The following is a 26633-nucleotide window of genomic DNA, read 5'->3' as shown; positions in this document are numbered from 1 at the left end:
GGCCAAGGCGCCAGCCCTGAAGAGAAAGGCCCCGCCGGCTGATCCGGCGGGGCCTTATTGTTTTAGCGGTCCTTTTCGCGTTCGCCGATGGCCGACTGGGCCGCGGCCAGCCTGGCGATCGGCACCCGGTAGGGCGAGCAGCTCACATAGTCGAGGCCGACCCGTTCGCAGAAGTCGATGGAGGCCGGATCGCCCCCATGCTCGCCGCAGATGCCGAGCTTGATCTCCGGCCGCTGGGCGCGGCCCCGCTCGGTGGCGATGCGGATCAGGTCGCCGACGCCTTCCTGGTCGAGGCTGACGAAGGGGTCCTTTTCGAAGATTCCCTTGTCCATATAGGCGGCCAGGAAGCGGCCGGAGTCGTCGCGGCTGATGCCGAAGGTGGTCTGGGTCAGGTCGTTGGTGCCGAAGGAGAAGAACTCGGCGTTCTCCGCCAGGTCGGCGGCCCGGATCGCCGCCCGCGGCAGCTCGACCATGGTGCCCACCAGATAGGGGAAGTCGAGCTTGCGCTCGTCCAGCACCTGCCTGGCCACCCGGTCGGTGAGCAGGCGCAGGAACTTCATCTCCTCGCCCTTGGCCACCAGGGGATGCATGATCTCCGGGCACGGCGGGGTCTTGCCGCTCTCGGCGATCTCGCAGGCGGCCTCGAAGATGGCCCGGACCTGCATCTCGTAGATTTCCGGATAGGAGACGCCCAGGCGGCAGCCCCGATGGCCGAGCATGGGGTTGGTCTCGTGCAGCTCCTTGACCCGGCGTTCCAGGACCGCGAGCTCCAGGCCCGACGACTGGGCGAGCGCCTTCAGGTCCTCCTCGGTGTGGGGCAGGAATTCGTGGAGCGGCGGGTCGAGCAGCCGGATGGTGACCGGCAGGCCCTCCATGATGGTGAAGAGCTCCACGAAGTCGGCCCGCTGCATGGGCAGGATCTTGGCCAGGGCCGTGCGGCGGCCCTTTTCGTCGTCGGCCAGGATCATCTCGCGCACGGCGGCGATGCGATCTTCCTCGAAGAACATGTGCTCGGTGCGGCAGAGGCCGATGCCCTCGGCGCCGAACTGGCGGGCGGTGCGCGCGTCCAGCGGCGTCTCGGCGTTGGCGCGGACCTTCAGGCGACGCAGGCCGTCGGCCCACACCATCAGGGTGGCGAAGTCGCCGGTCAGCTCGGGCTCGATCATCTTGACGGCGCCGGCCAGGACCTCGCCGGTGGAGCCGTCGACGGTGATGATGTCGCCGGCCTTGAAGATGCGGCCACGGACGCGGAACTCGCCGGCCTTGGGATGGATCTGCACCTCGCCGGCGCCGGACACGCAAGGCCGGCCCATGCCCCGGGCGACCACGGCGGCGTGGCTGGTCATGCCGCCGCGGGCGGTCAGGATCGCCTTGGCCGCATGCATGCCGTGGATGTCTTCAGGGCTGGTCTCGTCGCGGACCAGGATCACCGACTCGTGGATGGCGGCCAGGCGCTCGGCCTCGTCGGCGTCGAAGACGATCTTGCCGGTGGCCGCGCCGGGCGAGGCCGGCAGGCCCTGGGCGATCACGTCCCGCTCGCTGGAGGGATCGATGGTCGGGTGCAGCAGCTGGTCCAGGGAGGCGGGCTCAACCCGCATGATCGCTTCTTCATGGGTCAGCACACCCTGGGCGGCCAGATCCACGGCGATCTTCAGGGCCGCCTTGGCGGTCCGTTTGCCGTTGCGGGTCTGCAGCATGTAGAGCCGGCCCTGCTCGACCGTGAACTCGATGTCCTGCATGTCGCGGTAGTGGGTTTCCAGGCGGCCAACGACCTCCTTGAACTGGGCGAAGACCTCCGGAAGAGCCTCCTCCATGGAGGGCGACTTGTCCCCCATCTCCTCGCGGGCGATCTTGGTCAGGGCCTGGGGCGTGCGGATGCCGGCCACCACGTCCTCGCCCTGGGCGTTGATCAGGAACTCCCCATAAAGGCGCGCCTCGCCGGTGGACGGATTGCGGGTGAAGGCGACGCCGGTGGCCGAGGTCTCGCCCATATTGCCGAACACCATCGACTGGACGTTCACCGCCGTGCCCCAGCTCTCGGGGATGTCGTGCATGCGGCGATAGAACTTGGCTCGGTCGTTCATCCAGCTGGCGAACACTGCGCCCACCGCGCCCCAGAGCTGGGCCTGCGGATCCTGCGGGAAGTCGGCGCCCATCTCGGCGGCCACGGCCTTTTTGTAGTCGGCGACGACCTTTTCGCAGTCCTCGGCGGTCAGGGCGGTGTCGACGGTGACGTCGAGGCGCTCCTTATGCTCGTCGAGGATTTCCTCGAACATGTGGTGGTCCAGGTCGAGGACCACGTTGGAGTACATCTGGATGAAGCGGCGGTAGGAATCGAAGGCGAACCGACGGTCCCCCGACAGCTTGGCGAGGCCTTCCACGGTCTTGTCGTTGAGGCCGAGATTCAGGACGGTGTCCATCATGCCGGGCATCGAGGCCCGCGCGCCGGAGCGCACCGAGACCAGCAGCGGATTCTCGGCCTCGCCGAAGCGCTTGCCAGTCAGTTCCTCGACCCGCGCCAGCCCCTGCTCCACCTGGGCCCTCATGTCGTCGGGATAGCGCTGCTCATTGGCGTAGTAGTGGGTGCAGCACTCGGTGGTGATGGTGAAGCCCGGGGGGACCGGCAGGCCCAGGGACGACATCTCGGCCAGGTTGGCGCCCTTGCCCCCCAGCAGGTTCTTCATGGAGGCGTCGCCGTCGGCGGTCCCGCCGCCAAAGGCGTAGACCCAGCGCGTCTTGGTCAGGCTCGTCATCGTCCCACTCATCCCGTCACTTGGCTGAAATCCGCCACGCGCCCCATGGCGTTGCGAACCTGGCTCAGAAGCCGCAGGCGGTTATCCCGTTCTGCGGGGTCTTCAGCATTCACCAGAACCTGCTCGAAAAAGGCGTCCACAGGCCCGCGCAGACCTGCGAGCGCCTGCATGGCGGCCACGAAATCCTCGGCGGCCAGGGCCTGAGCCACGGCCGGCTCGACGCCGGCCAGGGCGTGGACCAGGGCGAGTTCGGCCGCCGGCGCGCCATCCATGGCGACCGCCGGGCCGTCCGGAAGAACGCCCTTCTTCTCCTCGGCGCGGAGAATGTTCGTCGCGCGCTTATAGCCGGCCAGCAGGTTGGCGCCGTCCTCGGTGGTCAGGAACCCGTCCAGGGCCTCCACCCGGGCGACGATACGCACCAGGTCGTCGTCGCCCAGGGCGAAGACCGCATCCACCAGGTCGTGACGACGCCCCTGCTCTCTCAGAAGCACCTTCAGCCGGTCGGCGAAGAAGGCCACCAGATCGTCGCCGGCAATGTCGCGGATCGGCAGGCGCAGGCCGCCTTCCAGGACGATGCGGATGACGCCCAGGGCCGCGCGGCGCAGGGCGTAGGGATCCTTGGAGCCCGTGGGCTTCTCGTCGATGCCGAAGAAGCCGATCAGGCTGTCGAGCTTGTCGGCCAGGGCCAGCACCTGACCAAGCGGGCTGGCCGGGACCGCGTCACCGGGTCCCTGAGGCTTGTAGTGATCGCGGATGGCGTCGGCGATGTCCGGGTCCAGCCCTTCGGCGCGGGCATAGTAGCCGCCCATCAGACCTTGAAGCTCCGGGAACTCGCCGACCATGCCGGTCACCAGATCGGCCTTGGCCAGTCGGGCGGCCTGGGCGGCGGTCTCGGGATCGGCGCCGACCAGGGGCGCGAGGCGCCGCGCCAGCTGGACGATCCGCTCGGTCCGCTCGAACATCGTGCCCAGCCTGGCGTGGAAGGTGACGCCCTTCAGCTTCTCCAGCCGGTCTTCCAGGGTGAGCTTGCGGTCCTCGTCCCAGAAGAAGCGGGCGTCGGCCAGACGGGCCGACAGCACCTTGGCGTTGCCGGCCGCGATGGCCGCGCCGCCGTCGGCGGCCTGGATATTGGCCACGGTGATGAAGTGGGGCGCCAGGCCCCCGGTCGCCGGATCACGCACGGCGAAGTACTTCTGGTGTGTCCGCATCGACGTGCGGATCACCTCCGGCGGCAGGTCGAGGAAGTCGGGGTCCATGTCCCCCAGCACAGGCGTCGGCCATTCGGCCAGGCCGGCCACCTCGGTCAGCAGGCCTTCATCCTCCACCAGCTCCAGATTGCGGGCGAAGCAGAGGGTGCGGGCGCCATCAAGGATCGCGGCCTTGCGTTCCTCGGCGTCCAGCACGACAAAATGCGCCGAAAGACCCGCCTGATACTCGTCGAAATTGCGGGCGCGGAAGGGCTTGGCGTCGCCCATGAAGCGGTGGCCCTCGCTGGTCTCGCCGCTGGCGATCCCGTCGATGACGAAGGGGACGACCACGCCGTCGAACACGCAGACGATGCGCTTCAGCGGCCGGACCCAGCGCAGCGTCCCCCGCCCCCAGGTCATGGACTTCGGCCAGGGGAAATTCCGCACGATGGCCTCGACCATCTCGGCGATGATCTCCGGCGTCGGACGGCCCTTGCGTTCGATCTTCGCGAACCAGACCCCGTCCTGCTCGACCAGCTGGTCCATAGTCAGGCCGGTGGAACGGAGGAAGCCCTCCATGGCCTTGTCCGGCGCGCCGACGCGGGGGCCTTTGCGTTCTTCGGTCCGATCGGCCTGAGCCTCGGGCAGACCCTCGATCACCAGGGTCAGGCGGCGTGGGCCGGCAAACGCCGTCATGGCCTCGGGCAGGAATCCCTGCTCGGCCAGGCGCTCGCGGGCCATGCGCTCCAGGTCGCGGGCGGCCTGAGCCTGCATGCGCGCAGGGATCTCTTCGGAGAAGAGCTCGAGAAGCAGCTGAGGCATTACTGGACTCCGGCCTCAAGCGGTTCTGGCGAAAGGCGCTCTCGACCTTCGGCGCGCTGAACCTCATTCCACTGGTCCATCAGCGCGCGCGTGGTGAAGTGGCCATAGAGCTTGCCACCCTTTTCATACTGCCAATCGCTGACTTGTTCGTCCTTGAAGGCGACCAGCGAGCCATACTGGAGATCGCCGAGATCATCGGGGGGGTTGGCCAGCGTTCCGCGGCCACCGTCCGGCTCCCGCACCACGTCAAAGACCCAGATGTGCTCCTCACCGTCCCGCGACACCGTAGGAAGACCGACCTTCAAGGCGAACTCGCTGTAGCCTGGCGGTGGAGCCTCATGGAGGCGCCAGAAGATCGGCAGCGTGGCCTGCGCCTGAGCCATCGCAGCTACGACCGCCGGATCATCTTCCGTGACGAAGACCATTTCTTCGCTCTCCGGCCGAGCCTCGGCGCAGCCGGCGAGTGTCATCATCAGTCCAGCACAGAAGGCCAACAGGGCGGGCCTCATGCATTGCCCCCTTCATTGGCCACCCAGGCCTCGGCGCACATCTTGGTCAGGTCGCGGATGCGGCCGATATAGCTCTGCCGTTCGGCCACCGCGATGGCGCCGCGGGCGTCCATCAGGTTGAACAGGTGGCTGGCCTTGAGCACGTGATCATAGGCCGGCAGGACGATGGCCTGGCCCTGCGGCCCCTTCATCGCCAGCAGCCGCGGGACCTGGGTCTCCATGTCCTCGAACTGGCGCTTCAGGGTGGCCACGTCATAGCCGTCGAAATTGGCCGTCGACTGCTGGCGCTCGTTCTCCAGGAACACCTCGCCATAGGTCATGGGCGCTGGCCCGTCCGGATCGTTGAAGGCCAGGTCGGTGAAATGGTCGACGCCCTGCAGATACATGGCCAGCCGCTCCAGCCCGTAGGTGAGTTCGCCGGCCACCGGCCAGACGTCCACGCCCCCCACCTGCTGGAAGTAGGTGTACTGAGTCACCTCCATACCATCGCACCAGACCTCCCACCCCAGGCCCCAGGCGCCCACAGTGGGGTTTTCCCAGTCGTCCTCGACGAAGCGGATGTCGTGCAGGCGGGTATCGAGGCCGATGGCCTCCAGGCTGCCCAGATAGAGGTCCTGCAGGTCGTCCGGGTTCGGCTTCAGGATCACCTGGTACTGATAGTAGTGCTGCAGCCGGTTGGGATTTTCCCCATAGCGGCCGTCCGCCGGGCGGCGGGAGGGCTGCACATAGGCCGCCCGCCACGGCTTTGGACCAAGTGCGCGCAGCACCGTGGCCGGGTGAAGCGTACCCGCCCCCACCTCGATGTCGTGCGGCTGCAGGATTACACAACCCTGGCGGCTCCAATAGTCATGGAGTTTCAGGATCAGGCCCTGAAACGAGAGCGGTTTTTCTGAGGACATCTGGGCTGATTTGCAGGCGCAAAAAAAGTCGGCGGACCATAGGGCCCGCCGACCTCTGCATCAAGCGCGCGGCGAAGATAGATCAGTTGCCGCTGGGCGTGCTCGCCTTGCCGGCCCGGGAGTCGGGCTCGCCGTACCTAGCCCGGTTTTCCTCGGTGTCGGGGATGGGGCCGTTGGTGACCATTTCGGTATTGGCGCCGGCGGCTGTGGTCGAGGCCATGGAGCCGGCGTCTGTCGCGGCGGCGGCGTCTCCGCCCGCCATGGCGCCCGGCGCGTTTACCGCACCCGAGGTATCGGCGTTCATCTCGGGCCCTGCGGACATGTCCCCAGACATGGTGGCGCCGGCGCCCGCCCCGGTCGCTCGGGTGGAGTCCACCGAGGGAAGCCCGGTCCTGGAGTCCTTATGGTCGGCTGGGGCGGCTTGGGTCTGCATACCGCCCGACGCCTGGGTCGAGCCGTCCATGGTTTGGGCCTGGGCGGCGCCGGCGGTGAGAAGCGCCGCAGCCGAAGCGGCGGAGAGGATCATCTTGAGGTTCATTGCTGCATTCCTTTGCGTTTCAACGAAGCCTGCAGGTCCCCCCCGCCGTCCTGTCAGACTCTTGGCCTAGTTGCTCGCCGCCGAGTTCTGGCCGGCGTTCGAGAGGGGTGCGCCGTATTCGGCGCGATTTTCCGGTGTGTCCGGAATGGGATCCATGGCGCTCGCCTGAGACGGCGCCGTGGCTGAGGTGTCGGGAGCCATGCCCGTGGGCGCGGCCTCCGTTGCGGGCGGCGCGGACTGGTATGTAGCCGCCGCGTCAGCGCCTGCGGCGGCGTCAGCGGCCGGCGGGGCCGCAGCCGCCGGGACGGCGCCCGGCGTCAGGACCTTGTCGACCACATGGACCACGCCATTATCGGCCATGACATCGGCCTGGGTGACGCGGGCCTGACCCACCATCCACGTGTCGCCGCTGCCGTCGACCTCGACATTCTCACCGGCGACCGTGGGCACGGGGCCCTTGGCGCCTTCGATCTTCGACCCGTCCACCACCGCATTGACCACGTGATAGGTCAGGAGCTTCTGCAGCTCGGCGCGGTTTTCTTCAGCCATCAGCCGGTCGAGTTCGCCGGCCGGCAGGGCGGCGAAGGCGGCGTCTGTGGGGGCGAAGACCGTCAGGTTGCTATTGTCCTTCAGCAGCCCAACGAGGTTCGTCGCCTCCAGGGCCTTGACCAGGGTCGTGAACTGACCCGAGGCCTGGACCGTCTCCACGATGTCGCCGGCGGGGGCGACCTGCGTGCTCGCACGCGCCGAAGCGCCGGCCTGGGCGGCCGGAACGCCTTCCGAAGGGGTGGACGGCGCAGGCGTCATGGCGTCCTGCGCCTGGGCGGCGCCCGCGATCAGGGCGGCAGCGGCGGTGGCGGTCATCAGGCGGGTCAGATGCATGGTCATCCTGTCGTCAGTTGGGAGCGCGACCCAGAGAGCCTGGGCCGCGGGTCGAGAGGTTTACGCAGCCGCCGCCGATGGGTTGCCCGTCATCACAGCCTCGTGATCTCAGTGGCGCATACCCCGCCCTGCGGCGCCTAAGGCGGCGGCGGATAAGCAGGATGTGACTAGTTTCTGCGCATTCCCGCCCCGCAAACGCTCAGAAACTGCACACCAGTTGGCTTTCCTTAACCTGGGGATGTGGGACGCCCCCCCGTTTGGCCGACCGTCGATAGCGTAACAGTCGCCGTCAACCGACACCGTCGGAATGGGGCCATGGGGCTTGGTGACGGCTCGAACCAAAAAGGGGACGCACGGCGTAAAGCCGTCGCGATAGCGAGCGGATGAAACTGATCATGGCGATCGTCAAACCCTTCAAGCTGGACGACGTGCGCGAAGCACTTGTCGCCGCCGGCGTTGAAGGCCTGACGGTCTCGGAAGTCAAAGGCTATGGCCGCCAAAAGGGCCAGACCGAGATCTATCGCGGCGCGGAGTACCAGGTGAACTTCGTGCCGAAGGTCAAGCTGGAGGCCGTCGTCGATGACGCGGCTGCAGCCAAGGCCGTCGAGGCCATCAAGGCCGCCGCCGCCACCGGCAAGATCGGCGACGGCAAGATCTTCGTCGTCAACGTCGAGGACGCGGTGCGTATCCGCACCGGCGAGACCGGGGCCGCCGCCCTTTAAGGGCGCAAAGAAACGGGACAAGGGGATAGTCAAATGTTGTCATTGAAATTCAACAGGCTGGCCGGGCTCATGCTCGCCGCCGCCATTGTCGGGGCGCCCGCCGCCTCGGCCTGGGCTCAGGAAGCGCCGCCGCCGGCCGAGGCCACGATCGAGGCGCCGGCCGAAGAGGCCGTGCCGATGCCCGAAACGGCGTCGGTCGAGGAAGCCCCTGTCGAGGAGGCGGCGCCCACCGATCTGTTCGCCCACCAGGTGCCTCTGGAGTTGAATGAAGCCTCTACGGGCTGGATCCTCGTCTCCACCTGCCTCGTTCTGCTGATGACCATTCCCGGCCTGGCGCTCTTCTACGGCGGCATGGTGCGGCAGAAGAACGTCATCAACACCGTGGCGACCATCTTCGCCATCACCGCCCTGGTGACCGTGCTCTGGATGGCCGTGGGCTACAGCATCGCCTTCGGCACCAACGCCAACGAGGGCCTGAACGCCTATATGGGCAGCTTCGACGCCCTGTTCCTCGGCGGCGTGACCGTCGAGACGGCGCATTCGCTGACCTCGGGCCTGCCGGAGTTCCTCTGGATCATGTTCCAGCTGACCTTCGCCATCATCACCCCCGCCCTGATCGCCGGCGCCTTCGCCGAGCGGATGAAGTTCTCGGCCATGCTGCTGTTCATGGGTCTGTGGTCGGTGTTCGTCTATGCGCCCATCTGCCATTGGGTGTGGGGCGGCGGCGTCCTCGGCGGCGCGGGCGTGCTCGACTTCGCCGGCGGCACCGTGGTGCACATCAACGCCGGCGTGGCCGGTCTGGTCTGCGCCATCGTTCTGGGCAAGCGCAAGGGCTACGGCGTCGACAACATGGCGCCCAACAACCTCGTCTACACCATGATCGGCGCCAGCCTCCTGTGGGTGGGCTGGTTCGGCTTCAACGCCGGTTCGGAATGGGCGGCTGACGGCCTCGCTTCCGCAGCCATGATGAACACCCAGGTGGCCGCCGCGGGCGCGGCCCTGACCTGGATGGTCATCGAGTGGGTCGAGCGTAAGAAGCCCGGCATGCTGGGCCTGGCCTCGGGCGCCATCGCCGGCCTCGTGGCCGTGACGCCGGCCGCCGGCTTCGTCAATCCGCAGGGGGCGCTGATCATCGGCCTCGTCGGCGGCGCGGCGGCCTATGTGGGCGCGGTGTGGCTGAAGAAGATGCTCAAGTACGACGACAGCCTCGACGCCTTCGGCGTGCACGGGATCGCGGGCATCGCCGGCGCCCTGCTCACCGGCGCCCTGGCCGATCCGGCCATCAACGGCGCGGGCGAAGGCGCCAGCGTGATCACCCAGGGCTTCGGCATCCTGGCCACGATCGCCTGGTCGGCCGTCGTCACCTTCATCATCCTGATGATCTGCAAGTTCACCGTCGGACTGCGGGTCTCCGAGGAAGAAGAAGTCGAAGGTCTGGACCTTTCCCAGCATGGGGAAGCCATCCACAGCTGATCTGGCTCTCAAGGCTGATCGCGGAACGGGGGCCCTTCGGGGCCCCCGTTTTCGTTTGGCGCGACGGTTCGCAGTGTCCGTTGATCAAGCCTCGACGCGTTTGGCGCCAAGGCCGCCTCAGGCTGGGTCGGGCCAGGGACCACCCAGACGGCAGCGGCGCACCCACCAGTCGGGGCGCAGGCTCTCGAGCCGCTCGGCCAACTGCTCAGCTTCGATATCGCTCGAACACAGGGCGAAGCAGGTGGCTCCAGACCCCGACATGCGGGCCAGCAACACCTCGGGCTCGGCGGCGAGATCAGCCAGGACGTCCCCGATCTCAGGCGCGACGACGATGGCGGCGGCCTCGAGGTCGTTCCGCTGCAGGCTAAGCCAGCCGGCCAGCTCCTCGACGCTCTCGAAGGCGTCCGGCAGGGGCGACGGCGTGATGTCGCCAAAGGCGGCGAGGGCGTCGAACTGGCGATAGACCGCAGCGGTCGAGGCCGGAACACCGGGATTGACCAGCACCGCCGGGCAGGCCGGAAGACGGGGCGCCGGCGCCAGCGCCTCTCCCCGCCCCTCAGCCAGCACCGGCGCGCCCCAGAGGCAGGCGGCGCCGTCGGCGCCCAGGTCGGCCGCAACGGCCTGCAGGGCCTCATCGGACAGCTCCGGCGCCCAGGCCGCCCGCAGCAGCCGCAGGGCCGCCCCGGCGTCGCTGGAGCCGCCTCCCAGGCCCGCCGCCACCGGCAGGGCCTTGTCCAGCATCAGGCTGACGGGCGCCCGAGGACCACGGAGCACGGCCCGCAGGGCGGTGGCCGCGCGAACCACGAGATTGTCGCCCTCCCCCGGCAAGGCGCCGGCGAAGGCGCCGGTCAGGCGAAAGTCCAGCGCGTCGGAAGGCGCCAGCGAGACGCGGTCGCCCACGTCGGCGAAAGCCAGGAGCGAACTCAGCGGGTGATAGCCGTCAGCGCCAGGCGCGCCGACGTGCAGGAAGAGATTGACCTTGGCCGGCGCAAAGGCCTTTCCGAACATGCGCGGCGTCCTAGCGGGCCACGGCTTGCGGCGCGGCGATGGCGGGCGCCCCGGCCGTCGCCGCGACCCTCGGCTGCGGTCCAAGGCCGGAATCCAGCTTGGCCTCGGCGTCCTGGCGCATCCGGTCGTCCGGCTCCAGGGTCAGGACGCGACGCCATTGGAAGACGGCTTCGTCCCGGCGGCCCACCTGCCAATAGGCGTCGCCCAGGTGGTTGTTGACCTCCGGATCGCCAGCCTCGAGCTCGACGGCCTCCTCAAGGATCTCCACGGCCTTGTCGTACTGGCCGAGGCGGTAGTAGCCCCAGCCCAGGCTGTCGACCATGGCGCCCGAGCGGGGATTGGCGTCGACCGCCATCTGCACCATCGCCAGGGCCTCTTCCAGGCGCTCGCCCCGGTCGATCCAGCCATAGGCCAGGTAGTTCAGGATGTCGGGTTCGTTGGGATTGAGCTCCAGGGCCGCCGACAGATCGGCCTCGGCCTTGGGCCAGTCGCCCATGCGCTCATAGGCCGCCCCGCGGGCGAACAGCAGCCGCCAGTCCGGCGCCGGACTTGAGGCGATCAACTGGTCCAGGGGCGCGATGGCTTCGGCGTACTGCTCATTGGTCCGCAGCAGATCAGCCAGGGTCAGCAGCGCCACGGGGTCGCCGTCGCTGGCGTTGGCCCGCGCGATCTCCAGGGCGCGCTCGGTGTCGTCGGCGCTCTGATAACTCCAGGCGAGCTTGCTCTGGGCCGTGGCGTATTCCGGTTGATTGGGCTTCACCCGCTCATAGGCCGCCCGCGCCGCCTCCAGATCGCCGGCTGCGCCCATCAGATCGCCGACCATCATCCAGGCGTCCACCCGGTCGGGGTCGAGCCGCAGGGCCAGCCGCACATAGGCCAGGGCGAACTGGCTCTGACGGGCCGCCAGCATGGCCGCGGCCGGGGTCAGGATGGCCTCGGCGGCGCCTTGGCGAACGGTGGGCGGCGGCGGCGGGCTGCGGCGCGCGATCGCCCTCGCCCGGGCGTCGTTGAGCGCCCGGTCGCGGGGATAGCCCGCCAGGGCCTGGTCGTAGAGCGCCACGGCGTCGTCGCGGCGCCCCCGACGCTCCAGGAATTCGCCATGGGCGACGACCAGCATGGGAGCGGCCTCGGCGCCCTCGGTCAGGGCCTTGAAGTCGGTTTCGGCCTCGTCGTAGCGCCGGGCGCGCTCGAACTGATAGGCCTGACCCAGCATGCCGAAATACTGCACCAGCCGGTCGCCGGGCACGTCGGGCCGGCGGATGGCCGCCTGCTGGTCGCCGGCCGACGCCGCCGCCCAGGGGGTCAGCAGGGCCGCCGCGGTGCGGTGGGGAAAGCCGATCTCCTGCTCGGTCAGCAGGGTGTAGGCGGCGGCGCCCTTGCCGTCGGCCAGGGCGTCGACGGCGCGGACCAGACGCCCCAGACGCTTGGCGCCTTCCGAAGCGCTTTCATCAACAGGGGCGATCTCGGCCGCCCGCTTGATCTCGCCGCTCAGCACGGCGGCGGTGAAGGCCCGCTCGGCCAGCAGGCCCGGCTGGGCGCTCACGTCGGTGGCGCGATCGAAATAGGCCGCGGCCTGGCGGCTCTCGCCGTCATTGAGCGCCGCCTGGCCCGCCAGGAAAAGGCCGTAGGAGGACCGATCCGGCAGGCTGGCGCCTGGCGGGGTTGCGCTCGCGCAGGCGGCGAGAAGGAACAGGGGGACCGTCACGGTCAGGGATCGAAGACGCATCCCCCTAGGGTTTCCTTTTCCGCGCGCCGCCGCAAGCGCGCCGGCGTCACATATTCGGATAGTTGGGCCCATCGCCCCCTTGTGGGGTGGTCCAGACGATATTCTGCGACGGATCCTTGATGTCGCAGGTCTTGCAGTGAACGCAGTTCTGGAAGTTGATCTGGAACTTCGGGTTCTGGCCCGCCTCGTCGTAGAGCACCTCATAGACGCCCGCGGGGCAGTAGAGGCGCGCCGGCTCACCGAACCGGGGCAGGTTCACCTCGATCGGCACGGACGGATCCTTGAGCCGCAGATGGGCCGGCTGGTTCTCGTCGTGGTTGGTCGCCGACAGGAAGACGGACGACAGCTTGTCGAAGCTGATCTCATTGTCCGGCTTGGGATAGACGATGGGCTTGTAGTCCTTGGCCAGGCCCGTGGACTCCGCATCGGTCTTGCCGTGCTTCATGGTGCCGAAGATCGAGAAGCCGCCGGTCAGATTGCTGATCGTCATATCGACGCCGCTGATCATCGTGCCCAGCGCCGTGCCGAACCTGGCGATAATCGGCTTGGTGTTACGGACGATCTTGAGTTCCTTGTGGACCCAAGAGGCCTTGAAGGCGGTCTCGTACTCGACCAGTTCGTCGCCCCGGCGGCCATTCTGGATGGCGGCGAAGGCGGCCTCGGCCGCCAGCATGCCGGTCTTCATCGCATTATGGCTGCCCTTGATGCGGGGCACGTTCACGAAGCCGGCCGAACAGCCGACCAGGGCGCCGCCGGGGAAGAACAGCTTGGGGATCGATTGCAGGCCGCCCTCGGTGATGGCCCGCGCGCCATAGGCGATCCGCTTGCCGCCCTCCAGGTGAGGCCGCACGGCCGAGTGCTGCTTGAAGCGCTGGAACTCGTCGAAGGGCGACAGCCAGGGGTTCTTGTAGTTCAGGTGCACCACGAAGCCGATGGCCACGTAGTTGTCCCCGAAGTGATACATGAAGCTGCCGCCGCCGGTCTTGTCGTCCAGCGGCCAGCCCAGGGTGTGCTGCACATAGCCCGGCTGGAACTTATCGTCGGGGACCTGCCACAGCTCCTTGATGCCGATGCCGAACTTCTGGGGCTCCTTGCCCTCGGCCAGGCCAAACTTGGCGATCAACTGCTTGGCGAGCGAACCGCGGACGCCCTCGCCGATGAAGGTGTACTTGGCCAGGAGTTCGACGCCCGGCTGATAGTCGGGGCCCTTGTTCCCGTCCTTGTCGATGCCGAACACGCCGGCGACCACGCCCTTGACCGCGCCATTCTCGTCGAACAGCACCTCGGAGGCGGCCATGCCGGGATAGATTTCCACGCCCAGCGCCTCGGCCTGCTGGCCCAGCCAGCGGCAGACATTGGCCAGGGAGGCGATGTAGTTGCCGTGGTTCATCATGAACTTCGGCATCGGCAGCCAGGTGATGTCGAGCTCGCCCTGGGGGCCGAGATAGATGAACTTGTCCTTCTTGACCGGCGTCTCCAGGGGCGCGCCCAGGTCCTTCCAGTCGGGAAACAGTTCGTTCATGGCGATGGGGTCGATCACCGCCCCCGAGAGGATATGAGCCCCGATTTCGGAGCCCTTTTCCAGCACGGCCACATTGAGCTCGGCGCCGGCTTCGGCGGCCAGCTGCTTGAGGCGGATCGCAGCCGACAGACCCGCAGGGCCGCCACCGACGATGACGACGTCGTACTCCATGGACTCGCGTTCGACGTCTTCGGTCATTATCCCCTCACACTCCTATTATCCGAAGGTCGGGGCCCCTAACCCTCGCCAACGGCGTTGATCCTTTGCGCGTCTTATCGGAAGGTCTGCCTCGCGCGGTCAAGGACAAACCCCGCGAATCTCAAGGATTTCGACGCTTAAGTATGGATCATACCGCTACGCCGCCCCCCCAGATCCTGGTCGAAAGCCTGCTCGCCTTCTGGGCCGACGCCGGCGTCGATTGCCTGTACCAGGACGAGGCGAGCGACCGGATCGCCGCAGGGTTGACCCTGCCCCCGCGCCACGCCGAGCCCTCGAGCGCGCCTGCGGCGGGGGCGGCTGGCGTGGGCGCCGCCAAGGTCCAGACCGACGACGCCATCGTTCTCGCCCGCCGCCTGGCCGCCGGCGCCCAGGATCTGACCGAGCTGGCGGCCGCCATCACCGCCTTCGAGGGCTGCGCCCTGCGCTATGCCGGCGCCGTGCGCCAGGCCGTCTTCAGCCGCGGCCTTGCCAATGCGCCGGTCATGATCATCGGCGAAGGTCCCGGCGCCGAAGAGGATGCCCGCGGCGAGCCCTTCGTCGGCCGCGCCGGCCAGCTCCTGGACCGGATGCTGGCGGCCGCCGGCCTGACCGACCGGGTGTTCATCACCAATACCGTCTTCTGGCGTCCTCCCGGCAACCGCACGCCCACGCTTGAGGAGCAGCAGGCCTGCGCCCCCTTCGTCGAGCGCGCCATCGAACTTGTCTCGCCCAGGATCCTGCTGCTGCTGGGCGCGGCCTCGGCCAAGGCCATGCTCAAGCGCGAAGAGGGAATCCTGGCCATGCGCGGCCGCTGGTTCGAGTGGCGGTCGGCGGACGAAAGTCTCGAACTGCCCGCCATGCCGACGCTTCACCCGGCCTTTCTGCTTCGTCAGCCGGCAGCCAAGAAGAAAGCGTGGAGCGATCTCGTCTCATTGGTGCAGAGGCTTGATCGGCCGGAGCGGCCCCACTAGACCAGCCTTGAGCTTCGAGAAAAGGGCCACGGAACCGCCGCGACACATCGGCGGACGTGGAAGGTCGCATGACGACATCGACGCGAAGACAGGTCTTCCGCCTGGGCTTTGGCGCTATGAGCGCCGCAGCGCTCAGCGGCGTGGCCAGTCGCGCCTGGGCTGCGCCCCAGGTGTTGTCCCCCTGGGACGTGGTCCGCTATCGGGCCGCCTTCGCCGCCGTGGACCGTGGCGACTTCATCGAAGCTCAGATGCAAATGGTCGAGGTCAAGGATCGTTCCCTGGCCGGCCACCTGGCCTTCCGGCAACTCATGCACCCCACGGCGCACACCTCATCCTATGAGGAGCTGAGCGCCTGGCTCGCAGCCCACGCCGACCTGCCCGGCGCCGAGCGCGTCTATGGCCTGGCGCTGAAGCGCCGGCCGGCGGGCGCCCCCGCCCCGCGTACGCCGGTGGTCACCGGCCTCAACTGGGGGCGGGTCGAGACGGCCGCCCAGAAGGTTGGCGGCCGACTGAACTCCGACAAAGGCCGCGCCGCCCGCGAGGCCTTCTATGGCGGCGACGTCACCCGGGGCTATGATCTCGCCGTGGCCTCTGGCGAGCGCTGGATCGCCGGCATGGCGGCCTATCGCCTGGGACGCTACGAGGAGGCCGAGGGCTTCTTCAGCGCCGTGGCCCGGGACGATGACGAAGGCGAGTGGCTGAAGTCAGCCGGCGGCTTCTGGGCTTCCCGCGCAGCCTCCAAGGGCGAAGAGGTCGATCGCGCCAACGCCCACCTGCGGGTGGCGGCCAGCCATCCGGGCACCTTCTACGGCATGATCGCCGACCGTCGCCTGGCCCTGGTGGGCGAAGACACCGCCCCGGTGCGGCTGTCGCGCCAGGGCGCCTATATGTTCCGCGCCTCAGGCGCCGGGGCCGACAGCGTGGACATCCTGCGCTTCGCCAAGACCGATCCCCGCGCCCGCCGGGCCGTGGCGCTGAGCCAGGTGGGCCTGGCCCTGGAGGCGGGCCTGGAGCTTCGCGCCGGCCTGACCCTGGCGCGCACCGGGCCTGAGCGCAGCCGCTGGACCACGCTGGCCCTTGGCCTCAACGCCCCCCTCACCTCCCAGGCCGACCAGGCGGGCCGGCTGCGGACCGCCTTCGCCTATCCGACGCCGGCGCTGGAGCCCAAGTGGGGCTTCACCATCGACAAGTCCCTGGTCTACGCCATCGTCAACCAGGAGAGCCGGTTCAACCCCGCCGCGGTGTCGCCGGCCGGCGCCGTCGGCCTGATGCAACTGATGCCCGAGGCTGCGGCCCGCGCCGCCGGCGACGACAAGCTGCGCCAGGATATGAGCCCGCTGTTCGATCCGGGCTTCAATCTGCGGGTCGGCCAGGACTATCTGACCTGGTTGATGGAGCGCGGGGTCGGCTATGACCTGCTGCAGGTGGTGGCGGCCTATAATGGCGGCCCCGGCACGCTGCAGAAGACCGTCGCCATGGTCGGCGAGCAGGCCGACAGCCTGCTGGTCATCGAGTGCCTGCCCTCGGTCGAGACCCGCAACTATGTGGAAAAGGTCGTGGCCGCCTACTGGTCCTATCGCGACCACTTTGGCCAGCCCTCCAGCACCCTGGACGCGGCCGCCCGCGGCGCCCGGATCATCGACGCCCGCCTCGACTTCGACGGCAGGATGAAGTTCTAGGGCGTCCTAGCCCAGGCGCACCGCGCCGCGGCCAAACTGCGCCCGCAGCACCCTCAAGTCCCCTTGCGTCCCGCCGAAGTCCCGGGTGCGGACCAGCAGGCCCGCGCTGCGGATCTGTCGCCGGCCCGCAAGCCAGCCGCTTTTCAGGGGCGGCAGCAACAGGGCCGGCCGGGTGGCGCGGGAGCTGTGGTCGGCGACCACCTCGATCCAGCGGCTTGGAAACCGCATGTCGGGTGTGACGATCAGCAGCCAGTTGCCCTTGGCGACGGCGGCGGCGGCGGCGATGGAGCCCCGCAGCAGCGTGGCGCCGGCGTCCTCGCACAGGGCGGCGGTCGCCGCATCGGAATCCCCATCGGCCACGATCACCTCGCGTACCAGCCCCTCGACGGCCGCCGGCACCAGGGCGGCGAGGAGACCCGCGAGGGCGTCGGCGGAATCATGGGCGGGCACGATGACAGTGATCATGACGCCAAAGGCGGCGCTTCGGGGCCTGGGTCAAGGGTGTTCTTGTTATGTTCCGACCGCTCCGCTAGCCTGTTGCAGCATGGTCACCTTCACCCAGCAGATTCGCGGCCGTGGCGCGCGCACCAATGCCAGCGGCCGCTTCGAGAGCCAGCAGCGCGAGGCCTTTGACGATGGCTGGACCGCCGACGACGAAACGCCGGCGCAGCTTCGCACCCATGTCCTGCCGGACAAGGCCAGGACGATCATCGCGCGCAACACCAGCCCCGATGTGGGTTTCGACCGGTCGATCAATCCCTATCGGGGGTGCGAGCATGGCTGCATCTACTGCTATGCGCGGCCGGCCCACGCCTTTCTCGGCCTGTCGCCGGGGCTGGATTTCGAGAGCCGCCTCTTCTTCAAGCCTGACGCCGCCGCCCTGCTGGAAAAGGAGCTGTCGGCGCCGCGCTATGAGCCCCGGGTCATCCATATCGGCGGCGACACCGACCCCTACCAGCCCATCGAACGCCAGCAGCGGGTGACGCGACAGGTGCTGGAGGTGCTGCAGCGGTTCAGCCACCCCTTCACGATCATCACCAAGTCGGCGCTGATCCTGCGGGACGCCGACATCCTGGGCGAGATGGCGTCCAGAGGCCTGACCCGTGTGGCCATCTCCATCACCACCCTCGACCGCAAGCTGGCCCGCAGCATGGAGCCCCGCGCCGCCACGCCGGAGCGGCGGCTGTCCGCCGTCGAGGGCCTGGCCAGAGCCGGCGTCCCGGTGGTGGTGATGTTCGCCCCGGCCATCCCCAGCCTGAACGATCACGAGATGGAGGCGGTGCTGGAGCGCAGCGCCCAGGCTGGCGCGGTGGGCTCAGGCTATGTGGCCCTGCGCCTGCCCCTGGAGATCAAGGACCTGTTTGAGGAATGGCTGGCCACCGACCACCCCGACCGGGCGGCCCGGGTGATGTCGCTGGTGCGCCAGATGCGCGGCGGCAAGGCCTATGACGCCACTTTCGGTTCCCGGATGAAGGGTCAGGGGCCGGTGGCGCAGATGATGGGGCAGCGGTTCAGTACGGCCCGCCGGCGCTATGGCCTGGACCAGACTCTCCCCGACCTTGATCTGTCAGCCTTCAGGGTCCCGCCCCGCGTCGGCGATCAAGTGGATCTGTTCGGCTAGCTAGCGGTTGAAAACCCCGATCAGCTCCACATGCGGCGACCACAGGAACTGGTCCACAGGAAAGACCTGCTCCAGGACAAAGCCGGCCTCGATCAGGACGCGGGCGTCCCGGGCGAAGGTGGCGGGATTGCAGGAGACGCCGATCACCCGGCTGACCTTGGAGCCGGCGATCTCGACGACCTGCTCGGCGGCGCCGGCCCGGGGCGGGTCGAACACCGCCAGATCGATCTTCTTCATCTCCTGGATCAGCAGCGGGCGGCGGATCAGGTCGCGGGCCTCGGCGGTGACGCCCTTGAGGCCCGGCGCGGTGGCCACGGCAGCGTTCAGGGCGGCGATGGCCGGCGCCGATCCGTCAGCGGCATAGACCGGCGCGATCTGAGCCAGGGCGAAGGTGAAGGTGCCCACCCCGCAATAGAGATCGGCGATCCGCTCGGCGCCCGCCGCGGCCTTGGCCACGAAATCGACCATGGCCCGCTCGGCGGCCGGCACAGCCTGCAAAAAGGCGCCCGGCGGCAGGACCACGCGGACGTCGCCCAGACGCACGCTGGGCGCCGTCTGGTCCATATAGGCGATCTCGCCATCCATGGAGACGCGGGCGAAGCCGCCGGCCGCGGCCTGCTCGGCCAGGCGCATGCGGGCGTCAGCCGAAAGGCCGCCGCTCTTGCGCTCCACGCCGGTGATGTCGATGTCGATCCCGTCATCGGTGGCGGTGACGTGCAGGGTCGGGGCCGACTTCGGATGCTCGAACAGGGGCGCGGCCAGGCGACGCATGGCCGGCAGGGCCGCGGTGATCTTGGGGTCGGCGATGGGGCAGACCTGGATATCCACCAGGTCCCAGGAATTGCGGATCTTGTAGCCCAGGCGCGCTTCGCCCCGGGCGCCCTGGCGGGCATGCAGCGCCACGCGGCGGCGGCTGAACGGCGGCGAGGCGAAGATCGGCAGGACCTCGGTCTCGATATGCTGTCGGGCCAGGGTGCCGATCAGGCGCTCGCGCTTCCAGGCGAGATAGGCGTCGGTGCGCCAGTGCTGCAGAGCGCAACCGCCGCAGAGACCGAAGTGGGGGCATGGAGGTTCGACCCGTTCGGGGCTCGGCTCCAGGATCGCCAGGGTCTTGCGTCGTTCGCCGGTCCCGGCCACGCGGACGCGCTCTCCAGGCAGGGTGAACGACGCGAAGATCGGCCCCGGCGCCAGGCCATCGCCCTCCCCGCCCATCTCGGCGATGGTCACCTCGACTTCGGGGCCGGGCCCCGGCGGCGGGCGGGGGGCGGAACGGCGGACGGGCTTGGAACTTCGCATCCCCAGGGCCATTTCACATTTTGACGCCTGACGCCACGGCCGGCTCGTCGCAGGCCAGATGAACGAACATGAACGACCCGCTCAAGGACCGTTCAGGTAAGCGCCGCCATATTGAAGATCGACAAGGACGAGCCTCACCCGCCGTCCACGATTTCCGCTCAAGGGAGAGCTACGATGTCCACCCGTTCCACCATCGCCAAGGGCGCCGTCGCCGCGGTTGCGGGCGTCGCCACTCTCGCCGCCGCTGCGGCTGCCCCGACCATGGCCTCGGCCCAGTCCTACGGCTATTATGGCCAGACCCAGGGCAACACCTATTACGACCCCTGCCGCCGCGATCAGACCAACCGCAGCACGGCCGGCGCCCTCATCGGCGGCGCGCTGGGCGCGGTGATCGGTTCCAATGCGGCGGCCGGCGGCGTGCGCACCGAAGGCGCTCTCCTGGGCGGCGCGCTCGGCGCTGCGGCTGGTGCTGCGGTCGGCAACCGGGCTGCGGCCTGCGCCCCGGGCTATGACAACCGTACGACCCAGAACAACCAGTACGGCTACGGCGCCGGCGGCTATTACGACCAGAACCGCTATGGCCAGTCTTATGGCTACAGCCAGCCCCAGTATCAGGGCGGCTACTATCAGAGCGGCGCGGCGCCCGGCTATTACGGCTCGTCCTATGACAGCAACCGCTACGGCTATTCGTCGTCGTCCAGCTCGTACGGCCAGGCCTATGACCGCTATGGCCGCACCTATTCGGTGGCCCAGCAGCCCAGCGCCGATGGCTGCAGCATCGCCGAGAGCCCGATCTACATGCCCGACGGCTCGACCCAGAAGCGCTTCGTGCGGGTCTGCCGCGACAATTCGGGCCGCTATCAGGTCGTCGACTAAGACCTGAGCAGACTCGAACAAAATCGGCCGTCCACCTTCGGGTGGGCGGCCTTTTTCGTGTTCAGGCCCCCTTGGTCGCCCAGACCAGGAACTCCACATTCCCATCCCCGCCCGTAATCGGACTGGGCGCAGAGGCGTTCACGGTCCAGCCGGCGGCCGCCAGAAAGGCCTGGGCTTCCGTGAGGGCGCGGGCGCGGGCGGCCTCGTCCTTGACCACGCCGCCCTTGCCGACGCCGCCGGGCCCCACCTCGAACTGAGGCTTGACCAGGACCACCAGATCCGCGCCCGGCGCCGCCAGGGCCAGCGCCCTGGGCAAGGCCTTGGTCAGGCTGATGAAGCTGACATCACAGACAATAAGGTCGGGCGCAAAGCCGATGCGGGACTCGTCCAGATCCCGGGCGTCGGTGGCTTCCAGGCTCAGGACCCGCCGGTCGCCCGCGATCTTGGGATGCAGTTGTCCCCGCCCGACATCCACAGCGCAGACCCGCGCGGCCCCGCCGCCCAGGCAGACCTCGGTGAACCCGCCGGTGGAGGCGCCGACGTCCAGGACGTGGCGGCCTTCCATCCTGACCGGCCAGATCTCCAGGGCGTGGGCCAGCTTCAGCGCCGCGCGGCCGACCCAGGGATGGGCGGGCTCGGCGGCGATCTCGACATCTTCGTCCAGCAGATCGGCGGGGCGGCGCACGGGCTCGCCGCCGGCCAGAACCCGGCCCGCCTCGATGGCGGCCCGGGCCCTGGCGCGGCTGTCGAACAGGCCACGCTCGACCAGCAGCAGGTCGGCGCGCTTTCGGACCATGGCTCAGGCGTCAGCCGGTTCCTCGAACAGCTTCTTCAGCTCGTTCTTAAGGATCTTGCCGTTGGCGTTGCGCGGCAGGGTCTCGTGCCAGAACTTCACCGCGATCGGCACCTTGAAGGCCGCCAGGTGCTCGGCCACATGGGCCCGAAGCTCCTGCTCGGTGACTTCGGCGCCGGGCTTCAGGGTGACCACGGCGGCCGGCTCTTCGCCGAGCGTGCGGTGCGGCACGCCGACGATGGCGGCGTCCATGATCGCCGGATGGTCATAGAGGACGTTCTCGACCTCGACGCAGTAGATGTTCTCCCCGCCGCGGATCAGCATGTCCTTGGCCCGGTCGATGATGAAGCAGAAGCCCTCCTCATCCAGCCGCGCCAGATCTCCGGTGCGCACCCAGCCATCGACAAAGGTCTGGGCGGTGGCCTCGGGCTTGTTCCAGTAGCCCTTCACCACCATTGGCCCCTTGGCCCACAGCTCGCCCACGGCGCCGATCGGAAGCTCGGTCACCCCGTCGGCAGGATCAACGATCTTGAGCTCGGCGACGGGCGCGGCGGGGCCGCAGCTGTCGGGGCGGTTCACATAGTCCTCGGCGCCGTTGCTGGTCACCGTGGCGCAGGTCTCGGTCATGCCCCAGCCCTGGCCGGGCTGCGACTTGGGGAAGGTCTCGCTGAGGCGACGGACCAGCTCAGGCGCGGACGGGGCGCCGCCATAGGCCACCGATTCCAGGGACGAGAGGTCGTAATTGGCCCGGGCCGGGTGCTCGATCAGCTGCCAGGCGATGGTCGGCACGCCGCCCGCCGACTGGATCTTCTCGCGCTCGATCAGCTCAAAGGCGCGAACGGCGTCCCACTTGTGCATCATCACCAGCTTGGCGCCGCCGAACAGGCTGGGGTTCAGCACCGCGAAACAGCCCGTGACGTGGAAGAAGGGCACCGAGATCAGCGACGAGCGCTGCGGGCCGTCCGGATCGGGAGCGGGCGGCATTTCGCCCCGCCGCAGGAAGCGCCGGGCGCCGGCCGCGCCGGCCGTCAGGATGTTGGAGTTCACGCCCCGGTGGGTGCCGAGCGCGCCCTTGGGCTTACCCGTGGTGCCCGAGGTGTAGAAGATGGTGGCGTCGTCGTCCTGGTCGATCTCCACATCCGGCAGCGGCAGATCGGGCAGATCGCCCCAGCTGTTGGCCTCCCCCAGGACATCCTCGAGCTTGGTCACTTCCGGATGGGCGATCTCGTCGCTTTCCCGCGACACATAGACCCGGACTAGGTCCGTGCAGTTGGGCAGGTGTTCGGTCAGGCGCTCATAGCGCTCAGCGTCCAGCACCACGATCTTGGCGCCGGAATCAGTCAGGCCGTATTCCAGCTCAGGCCCCGTCCACCAGGCGTTCAGCGGTGTGACGATGGCGCCCAGAGAGGCGCCGGCATAGAAGGCCACCACCCATTCCGGCAGGTTGCGCATGACGATGGCGACCCGGTCGCCCTTGGTGACTCCCTGGGCGGCGAACTCCTTGGCGAGGTTCGCCACGGCCCGATGGAAGGCCTCGAAGGAGACGCGCTCGTCCTCATAGACCAGGAAGATCCGCTCTCCATGGGCGCGGCCGGCCTCGACCACCGACCGCAGGGACGGCGGCGAATTCTTCCACGCCTTCATGGTCACCCCGCGCACGGTGACCTCTTCGATCTCCAGCGGGGAGCCGGGCGCGCCCAGCAGGGCGTGGGCGTCGGCGATGGACATGGCTGGCCAGCCGGGAGGCAGGGCGGCCTCGGTCATGGGCGTTCTCCTAATGCTTGCGCAGGGCTCACATCGCCCCGCGTCGTCCCAGGTGAACAAGCATAAGCTGAGGCCGGAGGCAAACATGTGTTCGTCACCTCCGCGCCCGGCCTGCGGCGGCGGGCCGCAGGGGCCTGCAAGATGTCCTTAATCACGCCGCACCACGTTGAAATCCATGTATTTTGGAGCGCGCCCCATGGATCCTGCCATCGCCGCACGCGTGGCGGCGCTTGATCGGCTTGAAATTCTCGATTCCGCGCCGGAGGCGTCGTTCGACTCGCTGGCCGGCCTGACAGCCCAGATCTTCGACGCGCCCATCGCCGCCATCAGCCTCCTGGACACCGATCGTCAGTGGTTCAAGGCCCAGGTGGGCCTTGATCTGCCTCAGATCGACATCTGCCTGTCCTTCTGCGCCCACGCCGTGGCCACGGGGGACGAACCCCTGGAGGTCCTCGACGCCCGGCTCGACCCCCGCATGGCGGATAATCCGCTGGTCACCGGCGAGATGGGCCTGCGCTACTATGCCGGCGCTGTGATCCATGCGCCGACGGGCGAAGCGATCGGCGCCCTGTGCGTCTTTGACACTCGCCCTCGACCGCCCATGAGCGAGGCCCGTCGCAAACAGCTGCGCACCCTGGCCGACGCCGTGGAGGACGCCCTGCGCCTGCGGCTGGAGCTGACCCGCCATCGGGAGACCGAGGCCCGCCTGATCCGCAGCGAGGCGAGCTATCGCATGCTGTCGGATCACTGCCACGACATCCTGGTGCGCGCCGACCGCAAGGGTCGAATATCCTATGCCTCGCCCTCCACCCGCGCCCTTGGCTATGCGCCCGACGAGGTGGTTGGCCGTTGCTTCACCGACTTCGTGTCGCCCAAGGATCGGAAGTCGGTTCTCGGCGCCCTGGCGCAGTTGTTTGACAGCTCGCCGACCGACGAGGTCATGCAGGCGCCCTACCCCGTCCTGACCCGGGCCGGAGACACGGTATGGCTTGAGGGCGCCTCCAGCCTGGTGCGCGACAGCGAAGGTCGGGCCACCGAGGTCGTCAGCGTCTATCGCGACGTCACCGCCCAGCTGGCGCTTCAGAAACGGCTGGAGGCCGCGGTCGAGGCCAAGGCGGCCTTCCTCGCCAATATGAGCCATGAGTTACGGACCCCGCTCACCAGCATCCTGGGCTTTTCCGCCCTTCTGGCCAAGACGCCGGACTTGCCGAGCGCGGCCAGCGCCCATGTGACGCGCATCGCCACCGCCGGTCGGGCCTTGTTGGCGCTGATCAACGACATCCTCGACGTCTCCAGGTTGGAGGCAGGCCACATCGAGCTGGAGCTTGAGCCGAGCCATATTCCGGGGCTGGCCGAAGAGGTGCGCGACATCCTCTCGGTGCAGGCCTCGGCCAAGGGGGTGGCGTTGCAGATCACGGACGATCTGCGTCACGCCGACCGACAGGTGGACAGCCTGCGCCTGCGGCAAGTGCTGCTCAATCTCGCAGGCAACGCCGTGAAGTTCACCGATCAGGGCGCCGTCCACATCCACCTTGCCGAGGTCGGCGAAGATGCAGATCGCCTGCGCATCGAAGTGATCGATAGCGGTCCCGGCCTTCCCGAAGCCCATCGCAAGCGGCTGTTCGAACGGTTCGCCCAGGGCGACTCCAGCGTCACGCGCAAGCATGGCGGCTCCGGTCTTGGCCTGGCCATTTCCCGGGAGTTGGTCGAACTGATGGGTGGCGAGATCGGGGCCGAGACCCGCGATCAACCCGGCGCCTGCTTCTGGTTTGAGATCCCCGCCCCGCGCGCGCCGCCCAAGGCCGCCTCCGCTGAGCCCCCGCGGGCTCCCAACGCGGGGCCCGGCCTCTCAGGTCGCGTGCTGATCGTCGATGATCATCCGGTCAATCGCGAGCTGGTGCGCCTGTTCCTCGGCCAGGCCAGCGTCACCACGGTGGAGGCCGACAATGGCCAGACGGCTATCGAACGGGCCCTGGCCGAGCCCTTCGACCTGATCCTGATGGATGTGAACATGCCGGTGATGGACGGCCTTGCGGCGACCAGCGCCATCCGCGCCAGCTGCCCGCTCAACGCGGAGACGCCGATCGTCGCCCTCACGGCCCAGACCGGGACCGAGATCGAAGAGAAGTGTTTCGCCGCCGGCATGGACGCGGTGCTGGCCAAGCCCATCGCCCACGCCGACCTGTTGGCTCTGGCCGCTCAGGTCATGGGGCCGCAAGCGCCGAAGTCCAGGAGCGCCGCCGCCTGAGGGCGACGGCGCCGTCGGCCCTCAGCCGACCCCGGCCAGACGCTGCAGGGCGGCTTCGAGCTTGGCCTTGGCGGCTTCGGCCTCGGCCATGCGTTCGCGGTTTTCCTCGACCACCTCTTCGGGCGCCCGGGCCACGAAGTCGGGATTGCCCAGCTTCTTGGCCGTATGGGCCACGTCGGAGGCCAGGGTGGCGATCTCCTTCGTCAGGCGCGCCCGCTCCGCGGCGAGGTCGATGAAGGCCGCCACCGGCAGGGCGAAGGTCGCGCCCTCGACCACGAAGGGGATGGCGCCGTCCGGCGCGCGCTCCACCGCCTGAACGCTGGCCACGCGCAGGGTCTGGCAGATGACCGGCGCCGAACGCGCCAGAATGTCCCGCTGCCCAGGGCTAGCCTCGATGACCAGGAGGTCCGGCCGGGCGCCAGGCGGCACGTTCAGTTCGGCCCGCACCGAGCGGCCCTCACTGACGGCGGCGATGATCAGGCCGATCTCGGCCTCGGCCGCCTTGTCGATCAGGTCCTCACCGAGCTCAGGCCAGGGCGCGGTCATCAGGAAACCCTGATGCTGGCGCGCGGCGCCCTCGCCGGCCGTCTGCACCCAGAGCTCTTCGGTGAGGAAGGGCATGATCGGGTGCAGCAGGGTCAGGATGACGTCGAGGATCCAAGCCGCCGTGGCCTGGGTCTCGGCCTTGGCCGCAGCGTCCTCGCCGTTCAGCAGCGGCTTGGCGAGCTCGACGTACCAGTCGCAATAGACGTTCCAGATGAAGCGGTAGAGCAGGCCCGCCGCCTCATCGAAGCCGCAGCCGTCCAGGGCCTGGGTCACCGCCTGGCTGGTGCGGGCGGCCTCGCCGACAATCCAGCGGTTGAGGGGAACCTGCAGGGCGGCGGGATCGAAGCCTTCGGCCCGGGCGCAGCCGTTCATCTGGCAGAAGCGCGTGGCGTTCCACAGCTTGGTGCCGAAATTCCGATAGCCTTCAATGCGTTGGCGCGACAGCTTGATGTCCCGGGCCTGGCCCGACATGGCCGTCAGCGTAAAGCGCAGGGCGTCGGCGCCGAACTCGTCCACCAGCTCCAGCGGGTCCAGGACATTGCCCTTGGACTTGGACATCTTCTTGCCCTCGGCGTCGCGGACCAGGGCGTTGATGAAGAC

General features: G+C 68.6%; 21 protein-coding genes. 7 read left to right on the top strand and 14 right to left on the bottom strand.

Translation table 11 applies throughout. The annotated features are described in order from the left end of the window. Positions 1-62: 62 nt before the first annotated feature. The 6 genes from ppdK to Q7S93_RS07230 form a co-directional block, all read right to left on the bottom strand. Complete coding sequence (gene ppdK, locus Q7S93_RS07255; RefSeq protein WP_304713142.1) at positions 63-2753, bottom strand: pyruvate, phosphate dikinase; 2691 nt, start codon at positions 2751-2753, stop codon at positions 63-65. A gap of 8 nt (positions 2754-2761) precedes the next feature. Then, positions 2762-4762, bottom strand: coding sequence for a glycine--tRNA ligase subunit beta (gene glyS, locus Q7S93_RS07250; RefSeq protein ID WP_304713139.1), 2001 nt, complete (start codon positions 4760-4762; stop codon positions 2762-2764). Further along, positions 4762-5271 carry a DUF2314 domain-containing protein gene (locus Q7S93_RS07245; RefSeq protein ID WP_304713137.1) on the bottom strand — a complete coding sequence of 170 codons (510 nt, stop codon included), beginning with the start codon at positions 5269-5271 and terminating at the stop codon, positions 4762-4764. Before Q7S93_RS07245 ends, glyS begins: the two co-directional genes overlap by 1 nt. Then, a complete protein-coding gene (locus Q7S93_RS07240; RefSeq protein ID WP_304713135.1) occupies positions 5268-6170 on the bottom strand; it encodes a glycine--tRNA ligase subunit alpha in 903 nt (300 codons plus the stop codon). Before Q7S93_RS07240 ends, Q7S93_RS07245 begins: the two co-directional genes overlap by 4 nt. 82 nt (positions 6171-6252) lie before the next feature. After that, positions 6253-6708 carry a hypothetical protein gene (locus tag Q7S93_RS07235; protein ID WP_304713134.1) on the bottom strand — a complete coding sequence of 152 codons (456 nt, stop codon included), beginning with the start codon at positions 6706-6708 and terminating at the stop codon, positions 6253-6255. 66 nt (positions 6709-6774) lie between these two features. Further along, positions 6775-7596 (bottom strand): fasciclin domain-containing protein, encoded by an 822-nt coding sequence (locus tag Q7S93_RS07230; RefSeq protein WP_304713132.1) that lies wholly within the window; start codon positions 7594-7596, stop codon positions 6775-6777. Positions 7597-7973: 377 nt separating this feature from the next. Here Q7S93_RS07230 and Q7S93_RS07225 point away from each other — a divergent pair, with 377 nt between their 5' ends. Beyond that, the gene (locus Q7S93_RS07225) at positions 7974-8312 is read left to right on the top strand and encodes a P-II family nitrogen regulator (RefSeq protein ID WP_304713130.1); all 339 of its coding nucleotides are present in this window, start codon (positions 7974-7976) and stop codon (positions 8310-8312) included. Between the two features lie 33 nt (positions 8313-8345). Then, a complete protein-coding gene (locus Q7S93_RS07220; RefSeq protein ID WP_304713128.1) occupies positions 8346-9785 on the top strand; it encodes an ammonium transporter in 1440 nt (479 codons plus the stop codon). A 117-nt stretch (positions 9786-9902) separates the two neighbouring features. Here the strand turns inward: Q7S93_RS07220 and Q7S93_RS07215 are convergent, their stop codons facing one another. Genes Q7S93_RS07215 through Q7S93_RS07205 form a run of 3 tightly spaced genes read right to left on the bottom strand, consistent with a single transcriptional unit; the run spans position 9903 to position 14239 of the window. Next, the gene (locus Q7S93_RS07215; protein WP_304713125.1) at positions 9903-10793 is read right to left on the bottom strand and encodes a 4-(cytidine 5'-diphospho)-2-C-methyl-D-erythritol kinase; all 891 of its coding nucleotides are present in this window, start codon (positions 10791-10793) and stop codon (positions 9903-9905) included. Positions 10794-10803: 10 nt separating this feature from the next. Next, positions 10804-12519 carry a tetratricopeptide repeat protein gene (locus tag Q7S93_RS07210; protein WP_304713123.1) on the bottom strand — a complete coding sequence of 572 codons (1716 nt, stop codon included), beginning with the start codon at positions 12517-12519 and terminating at the stop codon, positions 10804-10806. 46 nt (positions 12520-12565) lie between these two features. Then, positions 12566-14239 carry an electron transfer flavoprotein-ubiquinone oxidoreductase gene (locus Q7S93_RS07205; protein ID WP_304713121.1) on the bottom strand — a complete coding sequence of 558 codons (1674 nt, stop codon included), beginning with the start codon at positions 14237-14239 and terminating at the stop codon, positions 12566-12568. Positions 14240-14382: 143 nt separating this feature from the next. Between Q7S93_RS07205 and Q7S93_RS07200 the strand changes: the two genes are divergently transcribed. Both Q7S93_RS07200 and Q7S93_RS07195 read left to right on the top strand, forming a co-directional pair. After that, positions 14383-15210, top strand: a complete 828-nt coding sequence (locus Q7S93_RS07200; protein WP_304713120.1) for a uracil-DNA glycosylase — start codon at positions 14383-14385, stop codon at positions 15208-15210. A 68-nt stretch (positions 15211-15278) separates the two neighbouring features. Next, the gene (locus Q7S93_RS07195; protein WP_304713118.1) at positions 15279-16889 is read left to right on the top strand and encodes a lytic transglycosylase domain-containing protein; all 1611 of its coding nucleotides are present in this window, start codon (positions 15279-15281) and stop codon (positions 16887-16889) included. 6 nt (positions 16890-16895) lie between these two features. On the opposite strand, the gene Q7S93_RS07190 is transcribed toward Q7S93_RS07195, so the two are convergent. Next, positions 16896-17354, bottom strand: a complete 459-nt coding sequence (locus Q7S93_RS07190; protein WP_304713116.1) for a glycosyltransferase — start codon at positions 17352-17354, stop codon at positions 16896-16898. A gap of 79 nt (positions 17355-17433) precedes the next feature. On the opposite strand from Q7S93_RS07190, the gene Q7S93_RS07185 reads away from it, so the two are divergent. Then, positions 17434-18510, top strand: a complete 1077-nt coding sequence (locus tag Q7S93_RS07185) for a PA0069 family radical SAM protein (RefSeq protein WP_304713113.1) — start codon at positions 17434-17436, stop codon at positions 18508-18510. Here Q7S93_RS07185 and Q7S93_RS07180 read toward each other — a convergent pair whose 3' ends face one another. Continuing rightward, positions 18511-19806: a class I SAM-dependent RNA methyltransferase gene (locus tag Q7S93_RS07180; protein ID WP_370652095.1), complete on the bottom strand. Its 1296-nt coding sequence runs from the start codon at positions 19804-19806 to the stop codon at positions 18511-18513. It lies immediately after the preceding gene. Between the two features lie 174 nt (positions 19807-19980). Here Q7S93_RS07180 and Q7S93_RS07175 point away from each other — a divergent pair, with 174 nt between their 5' ends. Further along, complete coding sequence (locus Q7S93_RS07175; RefSeq protein ID WP_304713109.1) at positions 19981-20682, top strand: hypothetical protein; 702 nt, start codon at positions 19981-19983, stop codon at positions 20680-20682. Between the two features lie 61 nt (positions 20683-20743). Here the strand turns inward: Q7S93_RS07175 and Q7S93_RS07170 are convergent, their stop codons facing one another. Further along, positions 20744-21478, bottom strand: coding sequence for a TlyA family RNA methyltransferase (locus Q7S93_RS07170; protein WP_304713108.1), 735 nt, complete (start codon positions 21476-21478; stop codon positions 20744-20746). Between the two features lie 3 nt (positions 21479-21481). After that, a complete protein-coding gene (locus Q7S93_RS07165; protein ID WP_304713106.1) occupies positions 21482-23239 on the bottom strand; it encodes a class I adenylate-forming enzyme family protein in 1758 nt (585 codons plus the stop codon). Positions 23240-23435: 196 nt separating this feature from the next. Here Q7S93_RS07165 and Q7S93_RS07160 point away from each other — a divergent pair, with 196 nt between their 5' ends. After that, positions 23436-25487 carry a hybrid sensor histidine kinase/response regulator gene (locus Q7S93_RS07160; RefSeq protein WP_304713104.1) on the top strand — a complete coding sequence of 684 codons (2052 nt, stop codon included), beginning with the start codon at positions 23436-23438 and terminating at the stop codon, positions 25485-25487. Between the two features lie 21 nt (positions 25488-25508). Here the strand turns inward: Q7S93_RS07160 and Q7S93_RS07155 are convergent. After that, positions 25509-26633 (bottom strand): class I tRNA ligase family protein (locus Q7S93_RS07155; RefSeq protein ID WP_304713102.1); only part of this gene is annotated, 1125 nt, incomplete at its 5' end.

Origin of the sequence: Phenylobacterium sp. (assembly GCF_030646615.1) — a bacterium.
Taxonomy (GTDB): Bacteria; Pseudomonadota; Alphaproteobacteria; order Caulobacterales; family Caulobacteraceae; genus Phenylobacterium.
The sequence above is the reverse complement of the archived record's forward strand: the minus strand, read 5'-3'. Positions and strand labels throughout refer to the sequence as shown.